At 76.4% G+C, this 26,386-nt stretch carries 20 protein-coding genes; 9 read left to right on the forward strand and 11 right to left on the reverse strand.

Annotation, left to right across the window (positions count from 1 at the left end; translation table 11 throughout):
• Positions 1 to 33: 33 nt before the first annotated feature.
• Positions 34 to 1,605 (reverse strand): leucyl aminopeptidase, encoded by a 1,572-nt coding sequence (locus tag ABGB16_RS01715; RefSeq protein WP_347666147.1) that lies wholly within the window; start codon positions 1,603 to 1,605, stop codon positions 34 to 36.
• Between the two features lie 163 nt (positions 1,606 to 1,768).
• Here ABGB16_RS01715 and gcvT point away from each other — a divergent pair, with 163 nt between their 5' ends.
• A complete protein-coding gene (gcvT, locus tag ABGB16_RS01720) occupies positions 1,769 to 2,899 on the forward strand; it encodes a glycine cleavage system aminomethyltransferase GcvT (RefSeq protein WP_347666148.1) in 1,131 nt (376 codons plus the stop codon).
• 228 nt (positions 2,900 to 3,127) lie between these two features.
• Here gcvT and ABGB16_RS01725 read toward each other — a convergent pair whose 3' ends face one another.
• From ABGB16_RS01725 to ABGB16_RS01740, 4 genes are all read right to left on the reverse strand, one after another.
• Positions 3,128 to 4,414, reverse strand: a complete 1,287-nt coding sequence (locus ABGB16_RS01725; RefSeq protein WP_347666149.1) for a DUF2314 domain-containing protein — start codon at positions 4,412 to 4,414, stop codon at positions 3,128 to 3,130.
• A gap of 96 nt (positions 4,415 to 4,510) precedes the next feature.
• Positions 4,511 to 5,284, reverse strand: coding sequence for an adenosylcobinamide-GDP ribazoletransferase (cobS, locus tag ABGB16_RS01730; protein WP_347666150.1), 774 nt, complete (start codon positions 5,282 to 5,284; stop codon positions 4,511 to 4,513).
• A complete protein-coding gene (locus ABGB16_RS01735) occupies positions 5,274 to 7,406 on the reverse strand; it encodes a bifunctional adenosylcobinamide kinase/adenosylcobinamide-phosphate guanylyltransferase (protein WP_347666151.1) in 2,133 nt (710 codons plus the stop codon). The genes cobS and ABGB16_RS01735 overlap by 11 nt, the downstream gene beginning before the upstream one ends.
• Positions 7,407 to 7,492: 86 nt before the next feature.
• Positions 7,493 to 9,421 carry a serine/threonine-protein kinase gene (locus ABGB16_RS01740; RefSeq protein ID WP_347666152.1) on the reverse strand — a complete coding sequence of 643 codons (1,929 nt, stop codon included), beginning with the start codon at positions 9,419 to 9,421 and terminating at the stop codon, positions 7,493 to 7,495.
• Between the two features lie 136 nt (positions 9,422 to 9,557).
• On the opposite strand from ABGB16_RS01740, the gene ABGB16_RS01745 reads away from it, so the two are divergent.
• Together ABGB16_RS01745 and ABGB16_RS01750 are read left to right on the forward strand one after the other, a co-directional pair.
• Positions 9,558 to 9,758: a hypothetical protein gene (locus tag ABGB16_RS01745; RefSeq protein ID WP_347666153.1), complete on the forward strand. Its 201-nt coding sequence runs from the start codon at positions 9,558 to 9,560 to the stop codon at positions 9,756 to 9,758.
• Positions 9,758 to 10,558: a site-2 protease family protein gene (locus ABGB16_RS01750; RefSeq protein ID WP_347666154.1), complete on the forward strand. Its 801-nt coding sequence runs from the start codon at positions 9,758 to 9,760 to the stop codon at positions 10,556 to 10,558. Before ABGB16_RS01745 ends, ABGB16_RS01750 begins: the two co-directional genes overlap by 1 nt.
• A 72-nt stretch (positions 10,559 to 10,630) precedes the next feature.
• On the opposite strand, the gene ABGB16_RS01755 is transcribed toward ABGB16_RS01750, so the two are convergent.
• Both ABGB16_RS01755 and ABGB16_RS01760 read right to left on the reverse strand, forming a co-directional pair.
• On the reverse strand, positions 10,631 to 11,629 hold the full coding sequence (locus tag ABGB16_RS01755; protein ID WP_347666155.1) for an aldo/keto reductase family protein: 999 nt from the start codon (positions 11,627 to 11,629) through the stop codon (positions 10,631 to 10,633).
• 130 nt (positions 11,630 to 11,759) lie between these two features.
• A complete protein-coding gene (locus ABGB16_RS01760) occupies positions 11,760 to 16,688 on the reverse strand; it encodes a WG repeat-containing protein (RefSeq protein ID WP_347666156.1) in 4,929 nt (1,642 codons plus the stop codon).
• A 309-nt stretch (positions 16,689 to 16,997) separates the two neighbouring features.
• On the opposite strand from ABGB16_RS01760, the gene ABGB16_RS01765 reads away from it, so the two are divergent.
• From ABGB16_RS01765 to ABGB16_RS01775, 3 genes are read left to right on the forward strand one after another with little or no spacing between them, the layout of a single operon-like run.
• Positions 16,998 to 17,702 carry an ABC-2 family transporter protein gene (locus tag ABGB16_RS01765; protein WP_347666157.1) on the forward strand — a complete coding sequence of 235 codons (705 nt, stop codon included), beginning with the start codon at positions 16,998 to 17,000 and terminating at the stop codon, positions 17,700 to 17,702.
• A gap of 10 nt (positions 17,703 to 17,712) precedes the next feature.
• On the forward strand, positions 17,713 to 18,534 hold the full coding sequence (locus tag ABGB16_RS01770) for an ABC-2 family transporter protein (RefSeq protein WP_347666158.1): 822 nt from the start codon (positions 17,713 to 17,715) through the stop codon (positions 18,532 to 18,534).
• Positions 18,531 to 19,532 carry an ATP-binding cassette domain-containing protein gene (locus ABGB16_RS01775; protein WP_347666159.1) on the forward strand — a complete coding sequence of 334 codons (1,002 nt, stop codon included), beginning with the start codon at positions 18,531 to 18,533 and terminating at the stop codon, positions 19,530 to 19,532. The genes ABGB16_RS01770 and ABGB16_RS01775 overlap by 4 nt, the downstream gene beginning before the upstream one ends.
• Before the next feature lie 175 nt (positions 19,533 to 19,707).
• On the opposite strand, the gene ABGB16_RS01780 is transcribed toward ABGB16_RS01775, so the two are convergent.
• A complete protein-coding gene (locus ABGB16_RS01780; protein WP_347666160.1) occupies positions 19,708 to 20,268 on the reverse strand; it encodes an XRE family transcriptional regulator in 561 nt (186 codons plus the stop codon).
• A 67-nt stretch (positions 20,269 to 20,335) separates the two neighbouring features.
• Between ABGB16_RS01780 and ABGB16_RS01785 the strand changes: the two genes are divergently transcribed.
• Together ABGB16_RS01785 and ABGB16_RS01790 are read left to right on the forward strand one after the other, a co-directional pair.
• Positions 20,336 to 21,139 (forward strand): AzlC family ABC transporter permease, encoded by an 804-nt coding sequence (locus ABGB16_RS01785; RefSeq protein WP_347666161.1) that lies wholly within the window; start codon positions 20,336 to 20,338, stop codon positions 21,137 to 21,139.
• Positions 21,133 to 21,441, forward strand: coding sequence for an AzlD domain-containing protein (locus tag ABGB16_RS01790; protein WP_347666162.1), 309 nt, complete (start codon positions 21,133 to 21,135; stop codon positions 21,439 to 21,441). Before ABGB16_RS01785 ends, ABGB16_RS01790 begins: the two co-directional genes overlap by 7 nt.
• Positions 21,442 to 21,640: 199 nt before the next feature.
• Here ABGB16_RS01790 and ABGB16_RS01795 read toward each other — a convergent pair whose 3' ends face one another.
• The 3 genes from ABGB16_RS01795 to nadA all read right to left on the reverse strand — a co-directional run bounded on the left by ABGB16_RS01795 (position 21,641) and on the right by nadA (position 25,098).
• Positions 21,641 to 22,246: a DUF3043 domain-containing protein gene (locus tag ABGB16_RS01795; protein ID WP_347666163.1), complete on the reverse strand. Its 606-nt coding sequence runs from the start codon at positions 22,244 to 22,246 to the stop codon at positions 21,641 to 21,643.
• Positions 22,247 to 22,317: 71 nt separating this feature from the next.
• The gene (gene murA / locus ABGB16_RS01800) at positions 22,318 to 23,673 is read right to left on the reverse strand and encodes a UDP-N-acetylglucosamine 1-carboxyvinyltransferase (RefSeq protein ID WP_347666164.1); all 1,356 of its coding nucleotides are present in this window, start codon (positions 23,671 to 23,673) and stop codon (positions 22,318 to 22,320) included.
• 228 nt (positions 23,674 to 23,901) lie between these two features.
• Positions 23,902 to 25,098: a quinolinate synthase NadA gene (nadA, locus tag ABGB16_RS01805; RefSeq protein ID WP_347666165.1), complete on the reverse strand. Its 1,197-nt coding sequence runs from the start codon at positions 25,096 to 25,098 to the stop codon at positions 23,902 to 23,904.
• Positions 25,099 to 25,194: 96 nt separating this feature from the next.
• Between nadA and ABGB16_RS01810 the strand changes: the two genes are divergently transcribed.
• Positions 25,195 to 26,331, forward strand: a complete 1,137-nt coding sequence (locus tag ABGB16_RS01810) for a glycerate kinase (RefSeq protein WP_347666166.1) — start codon at positions 25,195 to 25,197, stop codon at positions 26,329 to 26,331.
• Positions 26,332 to 26,386: the final 55 nt, after the last annotated feature.

A 26,386-nucleotide genomic window follows, 5' to 3' on the forward strand; every position in this document is an offset into this window, starting at 1 on the left:
CCGAAAGCGCTGACAGGGGGCCCTCCTTGCCGCTCAGCCGTTGGCGGCGACATCCTCCACCAGGTGGACCAGGGTGCGGACCGGGACGCCCGTGCCGCCCTTGGTCCAGTAGCCGGTCGCCTCGCCCGAGTGGTAGCTGGGGCCGGCGATGTCGATGTGCGCCCAGGCCACCTCATCGGTGACGAACTCGCGCAGGAACACCCCGCCCTGGAGCATGTGACCCGCCCGGTCCATGCCGGCGTTGGTCTGCGAGATGTCGGCAACGTCGGAGTCCATGCCCTTGCGTACGTCGTCCGGCAGCGGCATCGGCCAGGCCGGCTCGCCGGTGGCCTCGCCGGCGGCCTTCACCCGCTCGCACAGCTCCGGGGTGCCCATCACGCCGGCGATCCGCTTGCCCAGCGAGATGACCTGCCCACCGGTCAGCGTGGAGGTCTCGAACAGGTAGTCCGCGCCGTCCTCGCAGGCCCGGGCGATCCCGTCGGCGAGGATCATCCGTCCCTCGGCGTCGGTGTTGAGCACCTCGACCCTCTTGCCGTTGTACATGGTGACGACATCGCCCGGCCGGTAGCTGGTGCCGGACGGCATGTTCTCGGCCATCGGCAGGTACGCGGTCACCGCGACCGACGGCTTGAGCGCGGCGATCGCCAGCATGGCGGCGCCGACGGCCGCCGCGCCGCCCATGTCGGACTTCATCTCCCACATGCCCTGCGCCGGCTTGATCGAGACGCCGCCCGTGTCGAAGGTGATGCCCTTGCCGACCAGCGCGACCCGCTTGCCGTTGCCGCCGCCGTCCGGGGTGTAGGTCAGCTTCACCAGGCGCGGCGGGGCCTCCGAGCCCTGGCCGACGGCGAGGATGCCGCCGTAGCCGCCGGCCGCCAGGGCCGCCTCGTCCAGCACCTCGACGCCCAACCCCGCCTCGCGGGCGGCCTCGGCCACCGCGTCGGCGAACACCGGCGGGCGCAGCAGGTTCGGGGCGGTGTTCACCCAGTCCCGGGTGAGCCGGACAGCGCTCGTCACCGCCTGCGCGCGGGCCACCTCGGCCTGGGCGTTCGCGTCGCCCGCGTCGGGGACGGCCACCAGCACCTCGGCCACCGGCTCCCGCCGGGCCGGCTGCGGCCGCGTCTTGTACCCGGCGAAGCGGTACCCGCCCAGCAGCGCGCCCTCGGCGACCGCCCGCAGCGCCGCCGCCGCGTCGGCGTCGTCCGGCAGCGGCAGGGTCAGCGCCACCCGGCGCGCCCCGGCCAGAGCCCGCACGGCCGAGCCGGCCGCCCGGCGCAGGGCCTCCGGCGCGGGGGCGGCGCCGGTCGGCTCGCCGCCGAGCCCGACCGCGACGACGACCGGGGCGGTGACCGTGCCCAGGGTGGCCAGCTTGACGACCTCACCCGGGGCGCCGGTCGCGCCGAGCAGCGCCAGCGTCTCGGTGAGCTTGCCGTCGAAGGCCGCGGCGATGCTCTCGGCGCCGCTGGCCAGCAGCAGCGCGCCGGCGGGACCGGCATCGGCGGCCTGCTCCCCGCTCTGGCTGTAGAGGCCGATCACGATCGCGTCGACGGCGAGTTCGGCGGGGTCGGTGTCGACCAGACTGAGGGTGGTGCTGGGCGATGTCACTGAGGCAACTCCGGGCGGGCCGGGCCGGACGCGTCGTCGCGTACCGGCGATGAAGGTCTCCGGCGGCAACCTACCCGCCGGATGATTGGCTGTCCCGCCGAACGCCGCCGGCAGGGTCCCGCCGATGCTAACCAGCCGTTCAAGGGCCGGTAAGTTGCCACCCATGACCGACGTGACCTCCGGCGCCGCCGCGATCCGACTGCGCCGTTCCCCGCTGCACGAGCGGCACGCCGCCCTCGGCGCCAAGTTCGCCCCGTTCGGCGGTTGGGAGATGCCGCTGGAGTACGCCGGGGGTGGGGTGCTCAAGGAACACACGGCGGTTCGCGCCGGGGTCGGCGTGTTCGACGTGTCGCACCTGGGCAAGGCGCGGGTGACCGGGCCGGGCGCGGCGGACTTCGTCAACGCGTGCCTGACCAACGACCTCGGCCGGATCGCCCCGGGCGGGGCGCAGTACACGCTGTGCTGCGACGACGCGACCGGCGGCGTGGTGGACGACATCATCGCCTACCTGTACGCCCCCGACCACGTCTTCCTCATCCCGAACGCCGCGAACACCGCCGAGGTGGTGCGCCGGCTGCGCGCCGCCGCGCCCTCGTCGGTCACGGTCACCGACGAGCACGAGGCGTACGCGGTGCTGGCCGTGCAGGGGCCGCGCTCGGCGGAGCTGCTCGACGCGCTGGGCGTGCCCACCGACCACGGCTACATGAGTTTCCGGCCCGCCACCCTGGCCGGCGCCGACCTGACCGTCTGCCGCACCGGCTACACCGGGGAGCTGGGCTACGAGCTGGTGGTGCCGGCCGAGCACGCCGTCGCCGTCTGGGACGCGCTGTTCTCCGGCGGCGAGCGGTTCGAGCTGCGGGCGTGCGGGCTGGGCGCGCGGGACACGCTGCGCACCGAGATGGGGTACCCGCTGCACGGGCAGGACCTGTCGCCGGAGATCACCCCGGTGCAGGCCCGCGCGGGGTGGGCGGTCGGCTGGGGCAAGCCGGCGTTCTGGGGTCGCGACGCGCTGCTCGCCGAGAAGGCGGCCGGCCCCCGGCGTACGCTGCGCGGCCTGGAGGCGGTCGCCCGGGCGATCCCGCGCCCCGGCATGACGGTGTACGCGGGCGAGCAGGCCGTCGGCGCCGTCACCAGCGGCACCTTCTCGCCGACCCGCAAGCTGGGCATCGCGCTGGCCCTCGTGGACACGGCGGCGGACCTGGCCGACGGCGCCACGGTCGAGGTCGACATCCGCGGCCGCCGCGCCCAGATGCGCCTCACCCGCCCCCCGTTCGTGCAGCCCTCGGTGAAGTAACCGCCCGGGTCCGGCGCCGGGCCCCTGCCCCTGCCCCGGCGCCGGGCCCCTGCCCCGGCGCCCGGGCCCCTGCCCCGCCCCGGTGATCAAGAAGAATGCGTCAGGTTCGACGCTCCCGTTGACGCAAATCTCTTGATCACCGGGCCGGCGGGATCACCGGGCCGGCGGGATCACCGGGGCCGGCGGGATCATCGGGGCCGGCGGGCGGGCGCGCGGAAGGGCGGCGGGTCAGGCGGGGGGTTCGCCGGCGTCCAGGACCGCCTGGGTCCAGCCGCCCTCGATCACGCCCGTGCGGTCGAGCACGGCCCAGTCGACGACGTCGGCCGCCTCGACCACCACCGGTGAGCCGATCCGGACGCTCGGGTCGCCGGCGGCGTCGCTGGCGCTCGCGCCCGTGATCCGCTCCGGGGAGTCCCACGAGGTCACCCCGGCCCAGACGTACTCGGGGCCGTCGTCGCCGGGTAGGCCGTACTTGACGACGAGCTGCGACTCCGGCGGCAGCGCCCCGGCCACGAACCGGGCCCGGACGTCGGCCAGGCTCGCCCGGGCCGTGGCGATCGCCCTGCTCATCGCGTCCCCGGTGCGGGCGTAGCGGACGTCCGGCTGGATGCCGGCGAACAGGGTGGCGCAGGCCGCGGCGAAGTACCGGCCGGCCGGCCCCGGGTGCCCGGGCGGCGGGCGCAGGCTCAGGAACGAGTCCGCCTCCGGGTCGGTGGCCGGGTCCAGCTCCAGCCGCAGCAGCACCGGCGCGGTCGCCCCGTGCTGCTCCGGGTTCCCGTACGCCACCGCGATGTCGTGCCCGGTGACCGTGGCGAGCACCGGCAGCTGCACGAACGCGGGCACCTCCTCGCCGGCGAGGCCGTCGGTCCACTCCCGCAGCAGCCGCCGGGCGGCGCCGGTCATCACCGCGCCCCAGGCCCGGGTGAGATGGTCGGGCACCCCCTGCGTCTGCAACTCCAGCAGCCCGAACCGACGCAGCCCCTTCGTGGTGAACCACAGCCCGTTGCTGTCGGAGGAGTACGGCACCAGCACCCAGTCGACCAGTCGGACCCGGCCCTGCGCGTCGGGCAGCGACCGCAGCGCCGCCGCCGGGTCGAGGAACTGCAGGCCGAAGACGTCCACCACGTCCCCGCCGGAGCTCTCCGCGACCGCGGCGGCCACCGCCCGCGCCGCCCACTCGTGCGCCGGCGGCCAGCCCGGCCGGTACTCCGCCTGCACGACGACGAGGTGGGTGGCCGCGGCGAGCCGGTCGAGCTGCGACTCGCTGGCCCCGAACGCGGCCAGCAGGTCCGGCGGCAGCTCGGGGAACTCGCCGATCGACCGGGTGTCCACACTCATCAGCGGGCTGTCCAGCATCTGCGTCGCCAGCCCGTGCACCGGCTCGGCGAGCCGGCCGGCCAGCCCCCGCACGGCGGCCTTCGGACCCACCCTCGGCAGCCCCCGCATCGGCACCAGGTACGTCGCGCTGAGCGACTCCGGGACGGGGACCGGCAGGAAGTCATCCGTGATGAGCATGGCCCTCCTCGTCTCCCCGCGCCGGCGCCGCCGCCCGTCCCGCGCCCCGCAATTCGGCCCTGTCGCCCGAAACGCTACCCGCCCCGGGCCGGAGGATCAGCGGGTCGCCACCAGACCCAGGTAGACCAGCGTGGTGACCACCTCCACGGCGGCGCCCAGCACGTCGCCCGTGACCCCGCCGAGGCGGCGTACCACGTGCCGCAGCAGCAGCACCGCGACGGCGAGAGCGGCGAGCACGGCGGCCGGCCCCTGCCACGGGCGACCCGGCACCGCGGCCACGGCGACGAGCGCGACGGCGGCCGTGCCGAGACCCACCGCCACCGGCCCGACGGTGCCGGCGACCAGCGCGCCGAGCCCGTCCGGGCGGGCGGCGGGCACGCCCCGCCGGCAGGCCACGGTCACCCCGAGCCGGCCGGCCGCGGTGGCCGCCACCACGGCCGCGAGCGTCGCCGGCCACGGCCGGGCCGCCAGCTCCGCGAGCGCGGCGGCCTGCACCAGCAGTACGACCACCAGCGCGGCCACCCCGAAGGGGCCCACGTCCGGCTTCTTCATGATCTCCAGCGCCGCCGCCCCCCGCCGGTACGAGCCGAGCGCGTCGACGGTGTCGGCCAGTCCGTCCAGGTGCAGCCCCCGGGTGAGCAGGGCACCGACGCCGACCGTCACCCCGGCCGCGACCAGCGGCGCGGCGACGGCCGACAGGGCCAGCAACGCCCCGGCGAGCGCCGCGCCGAGCAGCGCCCCGACGGCCGGGGCCAGCGCCATCGCCGCGCCCGCCGCGGCCCGGTCCACCCGGCCCGCGCGCACCGGCAGCGTGCTGAACGTGGTGAGCGCCAGCCGCAGCCCGTCGCCGAGGCGTCGCTCAGCCGGCACGCCGCCCGGCCGGGTCCGCCGTGGCGGCCTCGTCCGCCCCCGCCGTGGCGGCCTCGTCCGGCTCCGTGCTGGCCGGTTGGCCCGGCTCGGCGGGCTGGCTCGACTCCGCGGGCTGGCCCGGCTGGTCCGACTCGGCGGGCTGGCCCGGCTGGTCCGACTCGGCGGGCTGGCCCGGCTGGCCCGGCTGGCCCGGTTCACCCGGTCGCCCCGGTTCGGTGGGCCGGCCCACCTGGGCCGGCTCGGTGGTGGCCGGCCCGGGGCCCGCCGGCTCCGGCTCGCGGAAGTCGGGCTCGTCGCCGTCGCCCCGATCCTGGTCGCCCTCGCCGCCCTCGCCCGTCACCGGGCGGGCGGGCAGCGCGGCGGCCAGCGCCAGCACCGAGCGCAGCAGCGGCAGCGCGGCCAGGGCGTTCGCGCCCTCGCCCAGGTCGAGCCGTAGGTCGAGCAGCGGGGTCAGCCCCAGCACGTCGGCGCCGAGCCGGACCGCCGGGTGGCCGCCGTCGTCGGCGAGCAGGCACCAGTGTCGGGCCTGCCCCGCCAGGTCCCGGCTGACCAGGCCGGCGGCGATGCCGACCGGGCCGTCGAGCAGCACCGGAACCCGGCGGGCGGTCGCGCCGAGCAGCACGCCGGTGGCCGCCGCGATGGTCCCGCCGCCCAGTTCGGCCAGCACGTCCCGGGCCTCCCGCGGCGAGCGCCGGGTGCGGTGCACCGCGTCCCGGACGGCGGCGCAGCGCCGCATCCAGGCCGCGTCGTCGATCTGGCCGTGCTCCGTCACGACCCGGCCGAGCACGGCCGGCGGCTCCGCCCCGGCGGTCGCCGCGAGCACGGCGGCCGCCGCCGCCTCGGTGCCGGCCCCGCACGCCCCCAGCACCAGCAGCCGTACGCCCGCGTCGGCGGCCTCCTCCGCCAGCCGCCAGCCGTATCGCAGCGCCTCGTCGACGGTCTCCAGGTCCAGCGCGGGCATGCCCTCCATCGGCGCGGCGGCCGGCACCTCCGCCACCTGGAGGCTGGCGCCGTTCTCCGCGGCCAGCCGGGCCAGGGCGCCCTCGCCGGCGCGCGCCTGCGCGGCCTGGCGGGCCGACTCGGCGGGGGAGGCGCCGGCCGCCGCCCCGCCGGCGTGGTCGCCGTGCAGCAGCAGCACCCGTACGGCGTCCCAGGGCGCGGGGGTCGGGGTGCCCTGGGTGGCGGCGGCGAAGCCCACCACCCGCTCCAGCACCCCCAGTCCGGCGCCGGGCGGCAGGTCGAGGGTGGCGAGCCGCTCGACGGCCTGCGGGCCCGTGTACTCGTCCGGCATGGGCAGTTCCATGCCGGGCTGGATGATCAGGCCGGTGGTGACCATCGGCAGCGCCATCGTCGGCGCGGCCCACGGGGCGCCCGCGGGCTCCGCCGAGGGGGCCGGGGCCGGGGCGACGGCCGGGGTCAGCACGTCCGGCAGGGCGGCCTCCCAGCCCGGGGCGCGCGCGGCGGCGACCGCTGCCGCGTCGGCGGGGATCCTCTCCGCCTCCGCCGCTCCGGCGGCGGCCCGCTCCGGCGTGGCGGCCCTGGCGGGCTGCGCCGGGACGGCGGCGCCGGCGAGCGCGGTCGGCTTCAGCCAGCACGCCTGGCCGGCGACCACGAGGACCACCGCGTCGCACGCGTCGGCGACCGCCCGGTTGGCCGAGCCGAGGGCGTCGGCGAACGCGCGGCCCAGCGGCGTGGTCGGCACCAGCGACAGCCCCACCTCGGGGCTGACCAGCACGAGCCGCGCCGGGCAGCCGCGGACCGCCGCGGCCAGCTCCGCGATGGTGGCCGTGTCGTCGGCCGGCTGGTGGGCCGGGTCGAGCAGGACGGTCACCCAGCCGCCGAGGTCGTCGACGAGCAGCGTCTCGTCCGGGGCGGCGGAGGCGATGACGTCGGCCAGCCGGCGCGGGTCCTCGGCCGTCTCCTCGGTGGTCCAGCCCGCCGGCCGCCGGCCGCGGTGCGCCGCCAGGCGGGCGGCCCACTCCGCGTCCGCCGGGTCGCCGGTCGCCGCCGTCGCCACGTAGCGGACGGTGGGCGCGTCGGCGACCAGGGCCTCCGCGAACTCGGACTTGCCCGAGCGGATCCCGCCGAGCACCAGGAGCGTGTGCCACCCGTCAACGGACATGCCCGTACCTTACGACCGCCGCGGGCCGCGTCGCCCGCCGGCCCGTACGCCGGCCGGCGGCCCCGGCGTCGTCCTCGCCGGCGGGCTCAGCCGCAGTGCTCGTACGGGCTGCCGTAGCCGACCCCGCCCACGGAGCCGCCCCACCTGACGCACGTCCCGGCGGCGCGCGCCCGCACCGGCCCGGCGTAGTACGCGAAGGAGCCGCTGTCGGTGACCCGGGTCTTCCCCTGCACCTCCAGGTACGCGGACACGGTCGACCGCACGCCCACCCCGGTGTCCTTGAGCGTCACCACGCAGTTGTCCCCCGTCGCGGCCTTGTACAGCAGGAACACCCGGCCGCGCCGGACGCCGTCGGAGCCGGTCAGCGTCGCCGAGTCGATCACGGCGTACCCGCTGCCGCAGACCTGCCCCGCCGTGTACGGGTTCGGCTTCTGGGCGGCGGTGGTGGTCGTACCCGGCCGGGGGCTGGCGCTCGCGGCGCCGGAGGGCGCGGCCGGGTCGTCGGCGGGGTGGGTCGGCCGGGCGGTGGCGCCGGGGCGGGCGGAGCCGGACGGCGTGGCCGCGGCGGTGGCGCCGGTGGGGCCGGGCCGGGCCGAGCGGATCCTGCCGGCGTCGGTGGACCCGGCCACGGCCGGTGCCGAGCCGTCGGCCAGCGCGGTCTGCTGGTCCCGCGGGTCCTGCCCCGCGCCCGACCACAGCGCCGTCGCGGCGACGCCGGCGACCAGCACGGCGGCCACCGCGCCCGCGACGCCGGCCAGCGCGAGACGCCGACGCCGCCGGGACCCGTCGGTCGGGTTCTCCAGGGTCGACGGCAGGCCCCCGTCCGTGGGCCACGCCGGCGGGCCGGGCACCGCCGGGTACGGCGCGGACGTCCCGGTCGGCGCGGGCGGGACCGCCGGTGGGCTGGCCGGCCCGGGCGGAGCGACCCGGGCCTGAGGAGGTGTGGCCGGGGTGGCCGTGCCGCTGGGAGGCGGGGCCGGGGTGCGGGGAGGCGTGGCCGGGCCGGCGGTGCTGCTGGGAGGCGGGGCCGGGGTGCTGGGAGGCGTGGCCGGGGCGGCCGTGCCGTCGGAAGGCGGGGTCGGGGTGCTGGACGGCGTGGCCGGGCCGGCCGGGGCGGGTGGGGCGCTCACGGCGGGACCGGGCACGGCCCACGGCGGGCGGGCCGAGACCGGGAACGTCGCCATCGTGGCGTCGCGCGCCGCCAGGGCCGCGTCGGCCAGCTCCGCCGCGCTGCCGTACCGGTCGGCGGGGCGCTTCGCCATCGCCCGGCCGATCAGCTCGACCACCGCCGGCGGGGTGCCCGGCGGCAGCGGCGGCGGCTCGTCCTGGGCGTGCCGCATGGCCACCTGCAACGGGTTGTCCCCGTCGAACGGGGGCCGGCCGGCGAGGCAGTAGTAGGCCACCGCGCCAAGGGCGTAGACGTCGGTGGCCCCCGACACGGGCTGGCCCGTGGCCTGTTCCGGCGACATGTACCAGGCGGTGCCGAGCAGCGTGTGCGCGGCGGTCATGCCGGCCGTGCCGCGGGACCGGGCGATGCCGAAGTCGACCAGCACCACCGTGCCGTCCCGCTGCACCATCAGGTTGCCCGGCTTGACGTCGCGGTGCACGATTCCCGCCGTGTGCGCCGCGTGCAGCGCCGCCGCCGCCTGGGCCACCACCGACATCGTGGACGCCGGGTCCAGCCGCCCCGCCCGGCGCACCCAGGTCGCCAGGGGCTCGCCGTCGACGTACTCCATCACCAGGTAGCTCACCTGGCTGCCGTCGTCGAGGGCGGACTGCCCGAAGTCGTGCACGGCGACGATGCCGGGGTGGCGCAGGGCGGCCATCATCCGGGCCTCGGCGTGGAACCGCGTGGTGAACTCCGGATCGGCGACCAGGGAGGGCAGCAGCACCTTCACGGCCACCACCCGGTCCAGCAGGGTGTCGGTGCACCGCCAGACGGCGCCCATGCCGCCGGTCGCGACGCGCTCGGTCAGCAGGTAACGGCCGCCGAGCAGCACTCCTTGAGTCAGCACCGCGCCACCGTACCGGCCCTGGTGATCCACCCGGTCGCCAGTGGCGGGCGGAGGAGCGCCGGGGCCGTCCGGTACGGGGGCGACTACGCTTGCGGGGGTTCGTCCCAGGGAACTCAGCGGCGAGGGGAGACGCGGCATGGCGTGGAGCTGGCGGTACGAGGGCGCGGACGGCGCGTCGGCCGAGGGGCCGGCGGAGACGTTCGGCAGCCAGGCGGACGCCGAGTCGTGGATCGGCCAGACCTGGCGGCAACTCGCGGCGTCCGGCGTCACCACGGTCACGCTCGTCGAGGACGACCGCGTGGAGTACCGGATGAGCCTGCAGCCCCCGGCCGAGTGATGACCGGCGACCGGCCGGGCGCGGGCGGGCCGCTGGTGCTCGGGGTGCCCCGGGACGCGTTCCGGCCCAGCCCGGTCTTCGTCGCGCTGGTCGCCCTGCTGGTGACCAGCGCCGTGCTGACCTGGAACGGGATCGGCAACGTCCGGTTCGACGTGTTCCTCTTCGTCGTCTCGGGCTGGCTGGTCTCGCTCTGCCTGCACGAGTACGCCCACGCGCTGGTCGCGTACCGGGCCGGCGACCGCGGCGTGGCCCACCGGGGCTACCTGCGACTCAACCCGTTCACGTACACCCACCCGCTGCTGTCGATCGTGCTGCCCGTGGTGGTGGTGCTGCTCGGCGGGATCGGGCTGCCCGGCGGCGCGGTCTGGGTGGACCGGCACGCCATCCCGGGCCGGGCGCGGCACACGCTGGTGAGCCTCGCCGGGCCGGCGACCAACGTGCTGTTCACCCTGCTGCTGGTGGCCGTCCTGCGGCTCGGGTTCGGCGGCAACGGCCCGGTGGAGTTCTGGGCCGGCGTGGCGCTGCTGGCGTTCCTCCAGCTCACCGCCAGCGTGCTCAACCTGCTGCCGGTGCCCGGGCTGGACGGCGGCAACATGATCCAGCCGTGGCTGAACCCGCAGTGGCGGCGGATGTACGACCTGTTCGCCCCGTACGGGTTCCTCCTGCTGTTCGCGCTGCTGTGGAACCCGCGCATCGGCGGCTGGTTCTTCGATGGCGTCTTCGCCGTGGCGGACGTGCTCGGCCTGCCCCCGCGGCTCTACGGCTACGGCCTCGACCTGATCCGCTTCTGGCAGGGCTGACGCCGGGACCGGGCGGGATCATGATGTCCGGGGTCCGGCCAACGCGGGCGCGCCGGCCGGACCCGGGCGGGGTCACGGGCGCTGGGCGGGGGACTTGGTCTGCGCCGGGTCGCGCTCGGTGATCGGGTCCACGACGGCGTCGATCGCCTTGAGCAGGTCGGCGTCCAGCTTCACACCGGCGGCCTTGACGTTGTCGTGCACCTGCTCGGGGCGGGACGCGCCGATGATCGCCGAGGAGACGTTCGGGTTCTGCAGCACCCAGGCGACGGCGAGCTGCGGCATGGTCAGCCCGGCCTGCTCGGCCAGGGGCTTGAGCTGCTGCACCCGGGTCAGCACCTCGTCGGTGAGGAAGCGGGAGATGAACATCGATCCCGACTTCTCGTCGGTGGCGCGGGAGCCGGCGGGCGGCGGCTGGCCCGGCAGGTACTTGCCGGAGAGCACGCCCTGCGCCATCGGCGACCAGACGATCTGCCCGACGCCCAGCTCCTCGCTGGTGGGGATCACCTCGGCCTCGATGACCCGCCACAGCATCGAGTACTGCGGCTGGTTCGAGACCAGCGGGACACGCAGCTCCCGGGCCAGCCGGTGGGCCTCGCGGATCTGCGCGGCCGTCCACTCCGACACGCCGATGTAGTGCGCCTTGCCGGAGTGCACGACGTCGGCGAACGCCTCCATCGTCTCCTCCAGCGGGGTGCTGTGGTCGTACCGGTGGGCCTGGTAGAGGTCCACGTAGTCGGTCTGCAGCCGGCGCAGCGAGCCGTTGATCGACTCCATGATGTGCTTGCGGGACAGGCCACGGTCGTTGCGGCCCGGGCCGGTCGGCCAGTAGACCTTCGTGAAGATCTCCAGCCCCTCGCGGCGCTCGCCCTTCAGCGCCCGGCCGAGCACCTCCTCGGCCTTGGTGCCGGCGTATACGTCGGCGGTGTCGAACGTGGTGATGCCGTTGTCCAGGGCGGCCCGGACGCAGGCGAGGGCGGCGTCCTCCTCGACCTGCGAGCCGTGGGTGATCCAGTTGCCGTACGAGATCTCGCTGACCATCAGGCCGGAGCGGCCTAGGTGTCGGAATTCCATGCTCCGACCCTAGTCCCGCCCGATCATGGTCACACAGCGACGAGCCGCCCGGCGGGCCTGCTCACCGCGCCGGCGGCTGACCGGAGACCGCGCGGCTCACCGCGACGGGCGGCCGACCCCGACGCGCGGCTCACAGCAACGGGGTGGCGTCGGCGAGTAGCTTGTCGATCTCCTCGACCACCCGGTCCCGGCTCGGGTGCACGCGGTCGATCAGCGGCTCACCCCGCCGGTCCAGCGCCCCCCAGCGGCCCGCCCCGTCACCGACCAGGAACGCGACCGGGTGGACGACCAGCGCCGGGTGCGCGGGCGCCACGATCACCCGCCCCGTGCGGTCCACCACCCCGCGCCGGCCGTTCAGCTCGACCACGGCCAGCCCCTCCTCCGTGAAGCCGTCGATGTAGCGGCCGTCGGCCAGGGCCGTGGTGATGCCGTGGTACCGGGTGGGAAGCACCAGGGAGCCCGTCCGGTCCACCGCGCCCCAGCGGTCGCCCGCGCGTACCGCCGCGAGCCCGCCCCGGAAGGGGCGCACGTCGTCGAAGCCGGGCGGGATCACCACGATGTTGGACGGGTCGATCGCCATCCAGTTGCCGGCGCCGTCCATCGAGACCCAGGCCAGGCCGTCGGAGAACGAGCCGACCGCCCGGTAGCCGTTGTTGGCCTCGATGAGCGTGCGACCGGACTCGTCGACCAGCGCCCAGCGGGCTGCCTCCGGCCGGCGTACCCAGGCCACGCCCTCCCGGAACGGCTGCACCTCGGCGTACTCGGTGCCGAGCACCAGGTTGCCGTCGGCGTCGGCGTACCCCCACCGCTGCTGGTCCTGGTCGAACGTGGGCACCGGAGGCCGGCCCGCGCGCACGATCTCGTCCCGGCTGCGCGGGTACGGGCCGAAGCCGTCCCGGCCGGCCCGCTCGGCGACCGCGTCCAGTGCGACGCGGGTCCGCGCGGTCAGCTCCGGATCGTCGGCCCGGCGCAGGTCCAACGCCCGCTCGAAGTGGTGGCACGCCTCGATCAGCCGGCCCTGGTCGTAGCAGCACCGGCCCGCGTGCTCGTGCAGGGCCGCCCGCAGCCGGTCGGGCAGCTCGGTGGAGTTCGCCTCGGCGAACAGCCGGTCGGCCTCGGCGAACTCGCCCCGCCAGCGCAGCACCTGGGCCAGCCGCGCCCGGGCCAGCGCGGTCCGCCGCAACTCGCCGGTGGCCTCGGCGTACGTCAGGGCGAGCCGGGCGTCGTCGAGCGCCTCGTCCAGGTCGCCGAGGATGCGGGACGCGACCGCCCGGAGGCTCAGCAACCGGGCCCGCGACCGGTTGTCCAACGCCACGTCGAGCTTCGCCGTCAGCCCGTCCCGGACCGTACGCAGCTTCTCCGGGTCGTCGGTCTCCTCGCGCAGGGTCTCCGGGTGCAGCCGCCACTGCAACGCGGCGAGCGCCTGCTCCGGGTCCATCGGCCGGTCCTGCCCCGGCCGTGCCGCCGGCCCGGCGGGCGACACCGGCCGACCGGGCGGCGCGGAGACCTGGTTGGCGGGTGGCGCCGAGACCGGGTGCGCGGGTGGCGCCGAGACGGGGTGTGCCGGGGGTGCGGAGGCGGGGTGTGCGGGTGGCGCCGAGACCGGGTGCGCGGGTGGCGCCGAGACGGGGTGTGCGGGTGGCGCCGAGACCGGGTGCGCGGGTGGCGCCGAGACCGGGTGCGCGGGTGGCGCCGAGATCGGGCGTGCCGGGGGCGCGCTCATCGGGTGGGCCGGCGCACCGTCGGTCGCCGGCGTAGTGGCGGGGGTGGCTGCGGCCGTCGTTCCCGCGCCGGGCCCGGCTGCGGGGACCGGGTGGCCGTCCCCGTCATGTGGAGGCCGTCCGGCGGCGGCCGGCTCGGCAACCGGCGGTACGGAACGGCTCGGCCGGAACCAGGAGGCCGAACTGTCCGCGGCCGGTGCAGCCGGCTGGTCGGCCCGGGCCGGCTGCTCGTCGGGCCGGGCTGGGGTCGGGAACACGTCGGCCGGCGGCGCGGTCACGTCGGGCTGGGCCGGGATCCGAGGGGCCGGCGCGTGCGGTGAGCCCGCTTCGGCCGAGGGGGATGTGGGCGGGGCGGCGACGGCAGCAGGCTCCTGCGGCGAGTGGCTTCCCTCCCGTACGGCCGGGGGCGCGACGCCCGGAAGGCTGTCGTCGTCCCGCGGGCCGGGCCGTTCGGGCTCCTCTCCGGACGTCGCGGTCGTCTGGGCGGCCTCGGTGTCGTCCGGCGCGGGGCGGTTGGTGAGCCCCTCGTCGGCGCTGCCCTCGCCCGCCGTCGTGGTGGCCTCTCGCTGTGGCTCGACCGGGTCCCCGGCCTGTCTCGGGGACGGCACCTCGACGATGGGGGCAGTGGTGGGGCTGCCAGGGGCTGCCGAGTTCGGGTCGATGCCCGGCGCGCCGCCGGTCGGGGAGTCCCCCCGGCTGCCGGCCTCGGCGCCCCCGCCGGCCGCCGGTCCTGTCGTGAGCGCCGGTCCTGTCGTGAGCGCCGGCCCTGTCGTGAGCGCCGGCCCTGTCGTGAGCGCCGGCTCGGTTGCAGGTGCGGGCCTGGTCGCAGGCTCCGGCTCGATTGTGGATGCCGGTCCGCCCTCGGGCGCCGGTTCCGGGGCGGGCAGCGGCGGTACGGCCGGTACGTCGCTGGGCGGACCGGCGACCGACGTGCCGTCCGGCGACGGCGGGAGGTCCGCCATCGGCGCGGCGCGGTCGTCGGGGTTCGGGCGGCTGGGCGACGCCGGCGCGAGCCCGGGGAGCGTCGCGTCCGGACGGACCGATCCCGCGTCCGCGACCGGCGGTTCGTCGCGCCGCTCGGGCGCGGGTCGGCTCTCGGCCGAGGCGGGAGCCGGCAGGAACTCCAGCCGCAGTCGGGCCGCCGGCGGCGCGGAGACCGGCTCCGCCGGCGGCGCGGAGACCGGCTCCGCCGGCGGCGCGGAGACCGGCTCCGCCGGCGGCGCGGAGACCGGCTCCGCCGGCGGCGCGGAGACCGGCTCCGCCGGCGGCGCGGAGACCGGTGGCGCAGGGGCCGGTGGCGCGGAGACCGGTGGCGCAGGGGCCGGTGGCGCGGAGACCGGTGGCGCAGGGGCCGGTGGCGCGGAGACCGGTGGCGCAGGGGCCGGTGGCGCGGAGAGTGGCGGCGCAGGGGTCGGCGGCGCGGACACCGGCGCTGCGGGGACCGGCGGCTGGGACCCGGGCGGGGCGGAGGCAGGCACTGCCGACACGGGCGCTCCCGAGACGGGAGCCGCGGGGGCAGGCGCCCCGGAGACCGGTCCATCCGTAGCGTGCGCGTCGGGCGCCGGGGCCACCGGCCGTGCCTGGCGGGGTGCGTCGGCGGCCGGGTCGACCGGCGAGCGCCGCGACTCGTCCGGTCGGCGGCGCGGCTCCACCGGGGGATACGCGGCCGTGCGCTGGTCGTCGTGGACCGGCGCGGCTCTGTCGACGGGCGGGCGGTGGTCGTACGGGTCGGTGACGGGACGGGCGGATCCCCGGCCCTGCGGCTGGACGGGACCGGGCTCCGGCCAGGGCAGGCCGTCGCGGTGCGCGGGTGCGTGCCGGGCCGCCGGGTCGCGGTACGTCTCCGGGTGTGCGGCGCCGTCCCGCGGGGCTCCCCGGTACGGCTGTCCGTCCCGCTCGGCGGGCCGTTGTGGCGCGTCGACCCCGGGCTGGCCGACGCCCGCCTGGTCGTGGTGGCGAACCGGCCGCTCCACCGGCTGACCCGAACCGGCGCCGGGTGGCACCGGCCGGCCGTCCCGGTCGAATCCGGCCCGGCTCTCCCGGCCCGGCGTGGACCGACCTTCGTGGTCCAGCGGAGGCCGGACATCGCGGCCCGGCGTGGGCCGCCCTTCGCGGTCCAGCGGAGGCCGGACATCGCGGCCCGGCGTGGGCCGCCCTTCGCGGTCCAGCGGAGGCCGGTCGCCCCGGTCCGGGGCGGGGCGGCGGCGGTCCTGCCCCCAGCTGTCCGGGCCGGGCCGCTCGCCGCCCGTCCGGTCGTACGTCCCGTACGGGCCCTCGTCCGGCTCGGGCAGCCATCCCGCCTCGCCGCGTGGTGGCGCGGGGGAGACCGCCTCGCCGCGTGGTGGCGCGGGGGAGACCGGCTCTCCGCGCGGTGGTGCCGGGGAGACCGGCTCTCCGCGTGGTGGCGCGGGGGAGACCGGCTCTCCGCGCGGTGGCGCGGGGGAGACCGGGTTGGGCGCCTCGGCGGGGCGCGGGTGGCGTCCCTCGCCGGGGCGGCGCTGGTCGTACGGGTCGCCGTGCCAGGCGGCGGCGTTCCGGTCCGGTGTCCACTCCGGCTCGCGCCGGTCGTACCCGTCGGGCGCGTCCCGCTGCGGGCGGCGCGGCGGGTACGGGCCGACCGGCGCCTCCGGGCGTCGGTCGCGGTGCCAGGCGCTCTCCGGCGGAACGCGCCGACGGTCGTCGTCGGCCGGGAATCGACCGCCCGGGCCGGGCCGCCCGGACCGGTGCTCGTCGCCCCGCCACCGGCCGTCGCCGGCGCGCCGGTCGTCATGGCTTCGCCGGTCATCGGGGCCGCGCTGGTCGTCGGGGCCGGCCGCCCGGTCCTCGTATCCGTAGCCGGGGGACCGGTCGTCAGAGCCGGGAAAACGCTCGTCGCGGCGGCCGGGCCGGCCCTGGTGACCGAAGCCCCGCTCGTCGTGCCGGTGAGGGCGGTCCTCGAACTGGCCGCCGCGGTCCGTGGGCGCGCCGGCCCAGCCGTTTCCGGCCCGGCCCGGACGGTTGTCCGGCCGGCGCGGCCCGGCGCGGTCGTCGTCCCACCCGCGCCGGGCGAGGTCGTCGCGGTCGCCCCGGCGGTCGTCCCACCGGTCGGGGTACGCCGCGTCGCGACCGCCGGGGGCCGGGCTCACCGGACGGTGGTCGGAGGCGGGCCTGCCGGGGTGCACCTCGGCACGGCCGACGGCGGCGGCGCGTCCCCGGGTCTGCGCCGGGGGCGGCTGCCGCAGGCCGATGTCGCCGGGGTATCGCTGTCCGGGGAACTGGGGGTGCCACTCGGAGGTGGTCTCGAAGACCCAGGACGGCTCGGCCGGGTCGCGCCAGCGGTCGAAGTAGTCGCCACTCATGGCGAGGTCCCGTCGCCGCCCGCGTGGCGCGCCCCGTTGCCCGGCTCGCGTCGCTCGCTCACGGCGATGTCACCTCGTTGGTAATTGTCGCGCTCGGCGTCTCACGTGCCGGTAAGGTCGCTCGGTCCGGCATTGGCGTGGCTGCGGAAGGAGGGTAACGGCGTGGGCTCTGTCACCGCCACTGTGGCACGGTCCACCGGCTCAAACGTTATCCCATGGTTTCGGACATTCCTAGCTATAACGGGCTCAGGATTCCGGCGATACGCCACGTACCGGCATGCGGCACTGGCCGGCGCGGCGACCAACACCGTGTTCGGCTTCCTGCGCTGCTACGTCCTGCTGGCCGTGGCGGGCGCGGCCGGCGTCGCGGGCGGGTACGACCGGGAGCAACTCGCCTCCTTCGTCTGGGCCGGGCAGGGCCTGCTGGCGGTCATCCTGCTCTGGGGCTGGACGGACCTGGCCGACCGGATCCGCACCGGCGAGGTGGCCAGTGACCTGCTCCGGCCGGTGCACCCGGTGACCAGCTACCTCGCCACGGACCTCGGCCGGGCCGGCTGGGCCTGCGTGTCCAGGCTGGTGCCCCCGCTGCTGGTCGGCCCGATCTTCTTTCCCGTGCACCTGCCGGCCCGCTGGTCGACCGTGCCGCTGTTCGTGCTCTCCGTGCTGGTCGCGGTGGTGCTCTGCTTCGGCTGCCGGTTCCTGGTCAACGCCACCGCGTACTGGCTGGACGACGCCCGCGGCCCGTTGATCCTGTGGGCCCTCGCCTCCGGGGTGCTCGCCGGGCTCTACTTTCCGCTGCGCTTCCTGCCCGACTGGCTGTACCTGGCCGTGCAGCTGGGCACCCCCTTCCCGAGCCTGTTCCAGACGCCGCTCGACGTGCTGGTCGAACGCGATCCCACCCCGGTCCAGCTCGGGCTGGTCGGGGTGCAGGTCTGCTGGGCGGCGGCGGTGCTGGGCCTGTGCCGGCTGGTGCAGCGCCGCGCCGAGCGCCGGCTGGTGGTGCAGGGTGGCTGAGGCGGGGATCGTGACCCGACGGGCGCACCCGCCCGGGCGGCTGGCCGCGTACCGGGCGCTGCTCGGGGCGCAGGCCCGCTCGCAGACCGCGTACCGGACGTCGTTCGTGGTGGATCTCGTCGGCAACGTGGGGGCGACCCTCTTCGACGTGGTGACCGTCCTGGTGCTGTTCGGGGTGACCCGGGAGCTGGGCGGGTTCACGCTCCGCGAGGCCATGGTGATGGTCGGGCTCTCCGCCTTCGCGTTCGCCACCGCCGACCTGCTGGTCGGCAACATCGAGCGGCTGCCCCGGTACGTGCGCACCGGCCTGCTGGACGCCGTGCTGGTCCGCCCGCTCGGGGCGCTGCCGCAGCTGCTGCTGATGGACCTTCCCCTGCGCAAGGTGTCCCGGGCGGCCCTGGGCCTGTCCGTGCTGGCGGTGGCGGTCGCCTCGGCGGGCGTCGACTGGACCCCGGGCCGGGTGGCGCTGCTGCTGCTCGCCCCGGTGGCCGGGGTGGTCTTCTTCGGCTCGATCTTCGTGGCCACCGCCACCGTCTCGTTCTACTGGACCGAGTCGGGGGAGCTGGCCAACTCGCTCACCTACGGCGGGCGCGACTTCACATCGTACCCCGTCACGGTCTACGGCGGCTGGTTCCGGGCGCTGTTCGCGTACGGGACGGGGTTCGCCTTCGTCAGCTACCAGCCGGCGCTGGCACTGCTCGGCCGGGCCGACCCGCTGGGCCTGCCGGCGTGGGCCGGCTGGGCCTCGCCGGCGGTCGCGCTGGTCGCCGCGGCGGGCGCGGCGGTGGCCTGGCGGGTCGGTGTCCGACACTACCGGAGTACGGGATCGTGAGCGCTGAGGTCAGCACGGTACGCGAGGCATCGGGCTCGTCGACGGCGGACGTCATCGACGTGCGCGGCCTGCGCAAGGAGTTCACGGTCCGGGTCCGGGCCGGGCGGCTGCGCCGCGAGAAGCGGGTCGTGAGCGCGGTCGACGGGATCGACCTGCGGGTCGCCCGGGGCGAGATGCTCGGCTACATCGGCCCGAACGGCGCCGGCAAGTCCACCACCCTGAAGATGCTCACCGGGGTGCTCGCGCCGTCGGCCGGGGAGGTGCGCGTCTGCGGCCTGCGCCCGGTGCCGCAGCGCACCCGGCTGGCGCTGCGCATCGGCGTGGTCTTCGGCCAGCGTTCCCAGCTCTGGTGGGACCTGCCGCTGCGGGACTCGTTCGACCTGCTCCGGCACGTCTACCGGGTGCCGGCCGCCGAGCACGCCGCCCGGCTGCGCCGCTGCCGGGACCTGCTCGACCTGGACGGGTTCCTGGACACCCCGGTCCGCCAGCTCTCCCTCGGGCAGCGGATGCGCGGCGAGCTGACCGCGGCCCTGCTGCACGGCCCGGAGGTGCTGTTCCTCGACGAGCCGACGATCGGGTTGGACGTGGTGAGCAAGCAGGCGGTGCGCGGCTTCCTCGCCGAGCTGGGCCGGGCCGGCGACACCACCCTCGTGCTCACCACCCACGACCTGGCCGACATCGAGCGGCTCTGCCGGCGGCTGGTGGTGATCGACCACGGCCGGGTCGTGCACGACGGCTCGATCGCCGCGCTGCACGACCGGTACGGCTCCCGCCGACTCGTCGTCGCCGACCTGGACACCGCCCTGCCGGAGCCGCCGGTGCTGCCCGGCGCGCCGCTGCGCCGGGTCGAGGCCGAGGGGCACCGGCTCGTCTACGCGCTGGAGTCGGCGACCGCCGCCGAGGTGGTGGCGGGTCTGGCCGGGCTGGCCACCCTGCGCGACATCTCGATCGTCGAGCCGGACATCGAGGAGGTCGTCGCCCGCCTCTACGGTCGGTGAGAAGGGGCTCCCGCCAGCCGAGGTCGCACTTTCGGGGAAACTGTCCCCTCGTCGCACGCCGTGGCCACAGTTTCCCTGAAGTTGTGCGGCTCTTGTCCGGGCGGGGGCGGAAGGACGGCCCGGGGCCGGCCACGGTGGCGACGGCGCTGTGGCGATCTTGCGGGTTGGGTCTCGCTTACGGGTGCTCCATCACCAGGACCGCGAAGGTGCCCGGGGCGAGGGCCTCGTATCGGTGTGGCGCGTCGCCCGGGAACGTGGCGTAGTCGCCAGGCCCCAGCTCGACCGGCTCCGACTCCGGGCCGACGCGCAGCCGTCCGGCGGCCACCACGACGTGCTCCACGCTGCGCGGGGTGTGCGGGTCGGCGACGCGCACGGCGCCCGGCTCCAGCTCGAGGACGTACAGGTCGCGCCGGGCGTGCGCCGAGCCGGCGGCGAGCAGGGTGCCGGTGAAGTCGGCGTGCTCGGACCGGATGCGCGGGCCCTCGCCCGCGCGGATGACCCGTACGGCCGCAGCGGGCGGCTCGACCAGGCGGCTGAACGGCACCCCGAGGGCCACCCCCAGCGCCCACAGCGTCTCCACGCTGGGGTTTCCCGTGCCGGATTCGAGCTGGGAGAGGGTGGACTTGGCGATGCCGGCCCGGCGGGCCAGCTCGGTCAGCGAGATGCCGGCCCGGTCGCGCTCGCGGCGCAGGGCGGCCGCGATGGTGGGCAGCGGCGGATCGGGGTCCACGGTCAATGTTCGCTCCATCGGTCGGGTTGTTCGGTTTGACGAACACTCTGGCCTGCGTTCATCATAACGGACCATGCGTACGTTTGATCGAACGGTGGACGGCGGCGTGCTCCGCGACGTCGCCGCCGTCGGGGCGGCGATGGTCGCGGTCGGCGCCTCGTTCGGCGCGGTGGCGGTGGCGGCGGGCCTGCCGGCCTGGGCCCCCGTCGCCATGTCCGTCGTCCTCTACGCCGGGGGCGCGCAGTTCATGGCGGTGGGCCTCGTCGCCGCCGGCAGCCCGCTCGCCGCCGTCACGGCCGGCCTGCTGCTCAACGCCCGGCACCTGCCGTTCGGACTGACGCTCGGCGACACCCTCGGTCGGCGGCGCTGGCAGCGGCTGCTCGGCAGCCACCTGATGACCGACGAGGCGACCGCCTTCGCGCTGGCCCGGCCGGCCGGCGAGCCCCGCCGGCGCGCGTTCTGGCTCGCCGGGACGCTGCTGTTCCTGGCCTGGAACGCCGGAACCGTGCTCGGCGTCTTCCTCGGCGGCGCGGCTGGGGACCCCGCGGCCCTGGGACTGGACGCGGCCTTCCCCGCCGGGCTGGTCGCCCTGCTGCTGCCGGCGCTGCGCGACCGGGAGACCCGCCTGGTGGCGCTGGGCGGCGCGGCTCTGGCGGTCCTGGCCACCCCGGTGCTGCCGGCCGGACTGCCGGTCCTGCTCGCGCTCGGCGCGCTGGTCGTGCCGGCGGTACGCCACAGGCCGACCCGCGCCGGCGAGCCGGGCGGCCCCGATCCGGCGGGCGGTGCCTACGGTCCCGGCTCGGCGGACGGGGCCGGCGGTTTCGTCGGGGAGGCCGGGGCGGGACGGGTCGTCCGGGCGGGGGAGGCGTCGTGCTGATCGCCGTGATTCTCGCCCTGGCCGCCGGCACGTACGGCTTCCGCGTCGCGGGGGTGCTGCTGCGGGACCGGCTGGAGCTGCCCGGGTGGTCCCGGCGGCTGCTGCCCGTCGGTGCCGCGACCCTGCTGGCCGCGCTCGCCGCGACCGCCGCGCTGACCGAGGCCGCCGGCTTCGCCGGTTACGCCCGGCCCGCGGGGGTGCTGGTGGGCGTGCTGCTCGCCTGGCGCCGGGCGCCGTTCGTCCTGGTGGTGGTCGCGGCGGCCGGGACGGCCGCGCTGCTCCGCCTGCTCGGCGTGCCCTGACCCGGCCGCCCCGGAAAGAGCGTGCCCTGACCCGGCCGCCCCGGAAAACGACTTGCCCTGACCCGGCCGCCCCGGAAAACGACTTGCCCTGACCCGGCCGCCCCGGAAAACGACGAAGCCCCTTCCCGCGCTCGCGGGAAGGGGCTTCGGGGCGCTACTGCCCCGTCTGTGCGGGCAGCTCGACAGCGGCCGAGCCGGCTCAGATGGCCTGGCCGATCTCCACCTGGGGGGCCGGGGCGCGCATCCGGCGGAACGTGATCGACCGCATGATCGCGTACAGGTAGAGCGAGCCGAGCCGCTGGTCGGTCTTCGGGAACCGCTCCCGGACCAGCTTCTTGATCCGGCGGCTGATCAGGAACGAGTCGATCACCACGCCGAGGGCGAGCGCGCCCCAGAGGATGTTCGAGACCAGCCGGACGACCGGCGGCATGGCCTGGTTGGAGCCGAGCAGCACGATCAGCGCGCCGCCGAAGAACCAGGTGCCCACCGTACGGCGGGAGTCGACCACGTTGCGGGCCAGCAGCCGCTCCGGGCCGCGGTCGCGCGGGCCGCCCTCGCGCCGGAACTCGGCCGCCGCCTCCGCCCGCAGTTGCCGGCGACGCTCCCGCGCCTCCTCCTTGCTCAGCGGCTTGGTCGCGCCGGCCGGCCGGCGACCGGCGACCGGACGTTTGGGCGTCGCCTGGCCCAGCTCCTTCTTGCTCGGGGTGTAGCCCCGGGAACGGGCGGCGACGGACTCCTCGTCGGGCGTCACGGTGGTGACGGGCTCGTCGACGAGGGTGGCGGACTTGCGGCGAAACAGCGGCACGCGGCAAGGGTAGCCAAACCACGGCGCCCGGCGCACATCGCGGTGCACCGGGCGCCGGGGAGTGAGCGAGATTACGGCCGCTCGGCGTGGGCACCGAGGTCGGCCAGCTTGGCCTCGAAGTCCTCGTAGCCCCGGTTGATCAGGTCGACGCCGTACACCCGGGAGGTGCCGTCGGCGGCGAGCGCGGCGATCAGGTGGCTGAACCCGGCCCGCAGGTCCGGGATGACCAGGTCGGCCGCGTGCAGCTTGCTCGGGCCGGCGATCACCGCGGAGTGCTTGAAGTTGCGCCGGCCGAAGCGGCACGGGGTGCCGCCGAGGCAGTCCCGGTAGACCTGGATGTTGGCGCCCATCGAGTTGAGCGCCGAGGTGTAGCCGAGGCGCTGCTCGTACACCGTCTCGTGGACGATCGACAGGCCCCGGGCCTGGGTCAGCGCCACGACCAGCGGCTGCTGCCAGTCGGTCATGAAGCCCGGGTGCACGTCGGTCTCCAGGGCGACGGACTTCAGCTCGCCGCCCGGGTGCCAGAACCGGATGCCGCCCTCCTGGCCCGGCCGGCCGAGCCGCGGCGGCCGGACGTCGGTGACCTCGTACTCGCCGCCGACCGAGCGGAAGATGTTCAGGAAGGTCATCATGTCGGCCTGCTGGGCGCCGAGCACCTCGACGTGGCCGCGGGTGGCCAGCGCCGCCGCCGCCCAGCTCGCCGCCTCGATCCGGTCCGGGATCGGCCGGTGGGTGTAGCCGTGCAGCTTCGGCACGCCCTGGATCTCGATCACCCGGTCGGTGTGCACCTTGATGATCGCGCCCATCTTCTGCAGCACGCAGATCAGGTCGATGATCTCCGGCTCCACGGCGGCGTTGCGCAGCTCGGTCACGCCCTCGGCCATCACGGCGGTGAGCAGCACCTGCTCGGTGGCGCCGACGCTCGGGTACGGCAGGGCGAACTTCGTCCCGTGCAGCCCGTTCGGGGCGGACAGGTGCAACCCCTCCGGCCGCTTCTCGACCGTCGCACCGAACTCCCGCAGCGCCTGGAGGTGGAAGTCGATCGGCCGCGGCCCGATGTGGCAGCCGCCCAGGTCCGGGATGAAGGCGTGGCCCAGCCGGTGCAGCAGCGGCCCGCAGAACAGGATCGGGATGCGGCTGGAGCCGGCGTGCACGTTGATCTGGTCGGTGCTGGCGCTCTCGACGTTGGCCGGGTCGAAGACCAGCTCCCCGTCCTCGTCGCCGTCGGTCACCTTGACCCCGTGCAGGCCGAGTAGCCCCCGGACGACCTCGACGTCGCGGATCCGCGGCACGTCGAACAGCCGGCTGGGGCTGTCGCCCAGCAGGGCGGCGACCATCGCCTTGGACACCAGGTTCTTCGCGCCGCGCACGCGGATCCGCCCTTCCAGCGGGGTGCCTCCGTGTACGACCAGGACGTCGTCGGTCAACGCAACCTCCAGCGCGTCGGTGCTGCCGTGTTGATGGTGATGCGGGCGTTCGCTGCTGGTACCCGCGACGCGGCCGACGGTAAACGCCGACGGTGAACGGAGCCGCGTGTGCCGTCGCCCCGGCAGCATAGCCCTCCGTGGCACGAATGGACTCGGGCACATCGCCCCCCAGGGCGGAAATCGGGGTGCGGGGTGCGTATTCGTCCCAGCCTTGTCGCGCAGGGGCGATCAGGCGACCGGCGGCGGGGTGTCCGCGCCCGGGAGCGCGAGCATCTGGTCCAGGGCCGCCCGGGCGTGCCGGGCGGTGTCCGCGTCCACCGTGATCTGGTTGACCACCCGTCCGGCCACCAGCTCCTCCAGGGCCCAGACCAGGTGCGGCAGGTCGATCCGGTTCATGGTCGAGCAGTAGCAGACGGCCCGGTCCAGGAACATGATCTGCTTGTCCGGGTGGGCCAGCGCCAGCCGCCGGACCAGGTTCAGCTCCGTCCCGACCGCCCAGGCCGAGCCGGCCGGCGCGGCCTCGATGGCCTTGATGATGTACTCGGTCGAGCCCACGAAGTCGGCGGCGGTGACCACCTCGTGCCGGCACTCGGGGTGGACCAGCACGTTGACCCCCGGCACCCGCTCCCGTACGTCGTTGACGCTGTCGAGGGTGAACCGGCCGTGCACCGAGCAGTGCCCGCGCCACAGGATCATCTTCGCGTCCCGCAGCTGCTGCGGGGTGAGCCCGCCGTTCGGCTTGTGCGGGTCGTAGAGCACGCAGTCGTCGAGGGAGAGGCCCAGCTCCAGCACGGCGGTGTTCCGCCCGAGGTGCTGGTCGGGCAGGAAGAGCACCTTCGACCCCTGCCGGTACGCCCAGTCCAGTGCCCGCCGCGCGTTCGACGAGGTGCAGACCACCCCGCCGTGCCGGCCGACGAAGCCCTTGATGTCCGCCGAGGAGTTCATGTACGTCACCGGGACGACGTCCTGCGCGACGCCCAGCTCGGTCAGCACGTCCCAGGCCGTCTCGACCTGCGACAGCACGGCCATGTCCGCCATCGAGCAGCCGGCGGCCAGGTCGGGCAGGACGACCTTCTGGCTGTCGGAGGTGAGGATGTCGGCGCTCTCGGCCATGAAGTGCACGCCGCAGAAGACGATGTACTCCGCGTCCGGCCGGGCCGCCGCCTCCCGGGCCAGCTTGAACGAGTCGCCGGTCACGTCGGCGAACTGGATCACCTCGTCGCGCTGGTAGTGGTGGCCGAGCACGAAGACCCGGTCGCCGAGGGCGGCCTTCGCCGCCGCGGCCCGGGCCACCAGGTCGGGGTCGCTGGGCGCCGGCAGGTCGCCCGGACACTCCACGCCACGCTCGGTGGCGGGGTCGCTGCCGCGGCCGAGCAGGAGCAGGGCCGTCGCGGTGTTGGAGGGTTCCACCCAGGTCGAAGTCACGTCCAAATGGTCCCACAGCGCCGCCGCCGCACGGCCCCGGCCGGTGTGGCCTGCCACACTCCCCGGACGCCGGTGTGGCCTGACACACTGCTCGGCATGCGCGTGCTGCTCTGCCCGGACAAGTTCGCCGGCACCCTGCCCGCCCCGGAGGTGGCCGCCGCGGTGGCCGAGGGCTGGCGGGAGGTGGCCGAGGCGGACGAACTGCTCATCCGGCCGCTCGCCGACGGCGGCCCCGGCTTCGTCACCGTCCTCGCCGACGCGCTGGGCGGTCGCCGGGTGCCGGTGCCGACCGTCGACCCCCTCGGCCGGCCGGCTGAGGGTGAGATCCTGCTCGCCGACGACGGCACGGCGTACGTGGAGAGCGCCCAGGCCTGCGGGCTGCACCTGCTCGAGCGGGCCGAGCGCGACCCGAAGGCCACCACCTCGTACGGCCTCGGCGCCCTGATCACCGCCGCCGTGGAGCACGGCGCCCGCACGGTGGTGATCGGGCTGGGCGGGTCGGGCACCAACGACGCCGGCGCCGGGATGCTCACCGCGCTCGGGGTCACCCCGCTCGACGGGGCCGGCCTGGCCCTGCCGTACGGCGGGGCGGCGCTGGCCGCCGTCGCCGGGCTGGACGGGGCGCCCCGGCTGCGCGGCGCCACCCTGGTCGCCGCCACCGACGTGGACAACCCGCTGCTCGGGCTGCACGGCGCCAGCAACGTGTACGGCCCGCAGAAGGGGGCGACCCGGTCCGACGTCCTGCTGCTCGACGCCGCGTTGGAGCGCTTCGCCGCCGTCCTGGAGCGGGACCTGCCCGGCTGCCCGGCCGGCCTCGGCGCGCTGCCCGGCGGGGGAGCGGCCGGCGGCCTCGGCGCCGCGATCCTGGCCCTCGGCGGCCGGTGCGACTCCGGGATCGGCCTGGTCACCCGGGCCATCGGGCTGCCCGCCGCGCTCGACGCCGCCGACCTGGTGATCACCGGCGAGGGTTCCTTCGACCACCAGTCGCTGCGCGGCAAGGTCGTCGCCGGGGTGGCCGGGGCCGCCCGGGACCGGGGAGTGCCGTGCGTCGTGCTGGCGGGGCAGGTGAGCACCGGGCGCCGGGAGGCCGCGGCGGCCGGCGTCACCGACGCGTACAGCCTGGTGGAGCACTTCGGCGGCGAGGAACGCGGCGGGCTGGACGCGGCGCTGAGCCGCCCGGCCGAGGGACTGCGGCAGCTCGGCGCCCGCCTGGCCCGCCAGTGGAGCCGCTGACGGACCGGGCGCAGCCGCTGCGGCGCGGCGGTGGAGGCACCGGCCGAGGGGCGCA

Origin of the sequence: Micromonospora sp. B11E3 (genome assembly GCF_039871625.1) — a bacterium.
Taxonomy (GTDB): domain Bacteria; phylum Actinomycetota; class Actinomycetes; order Mycobacteriales; family Micromonosporaceae; genus Micromonospora.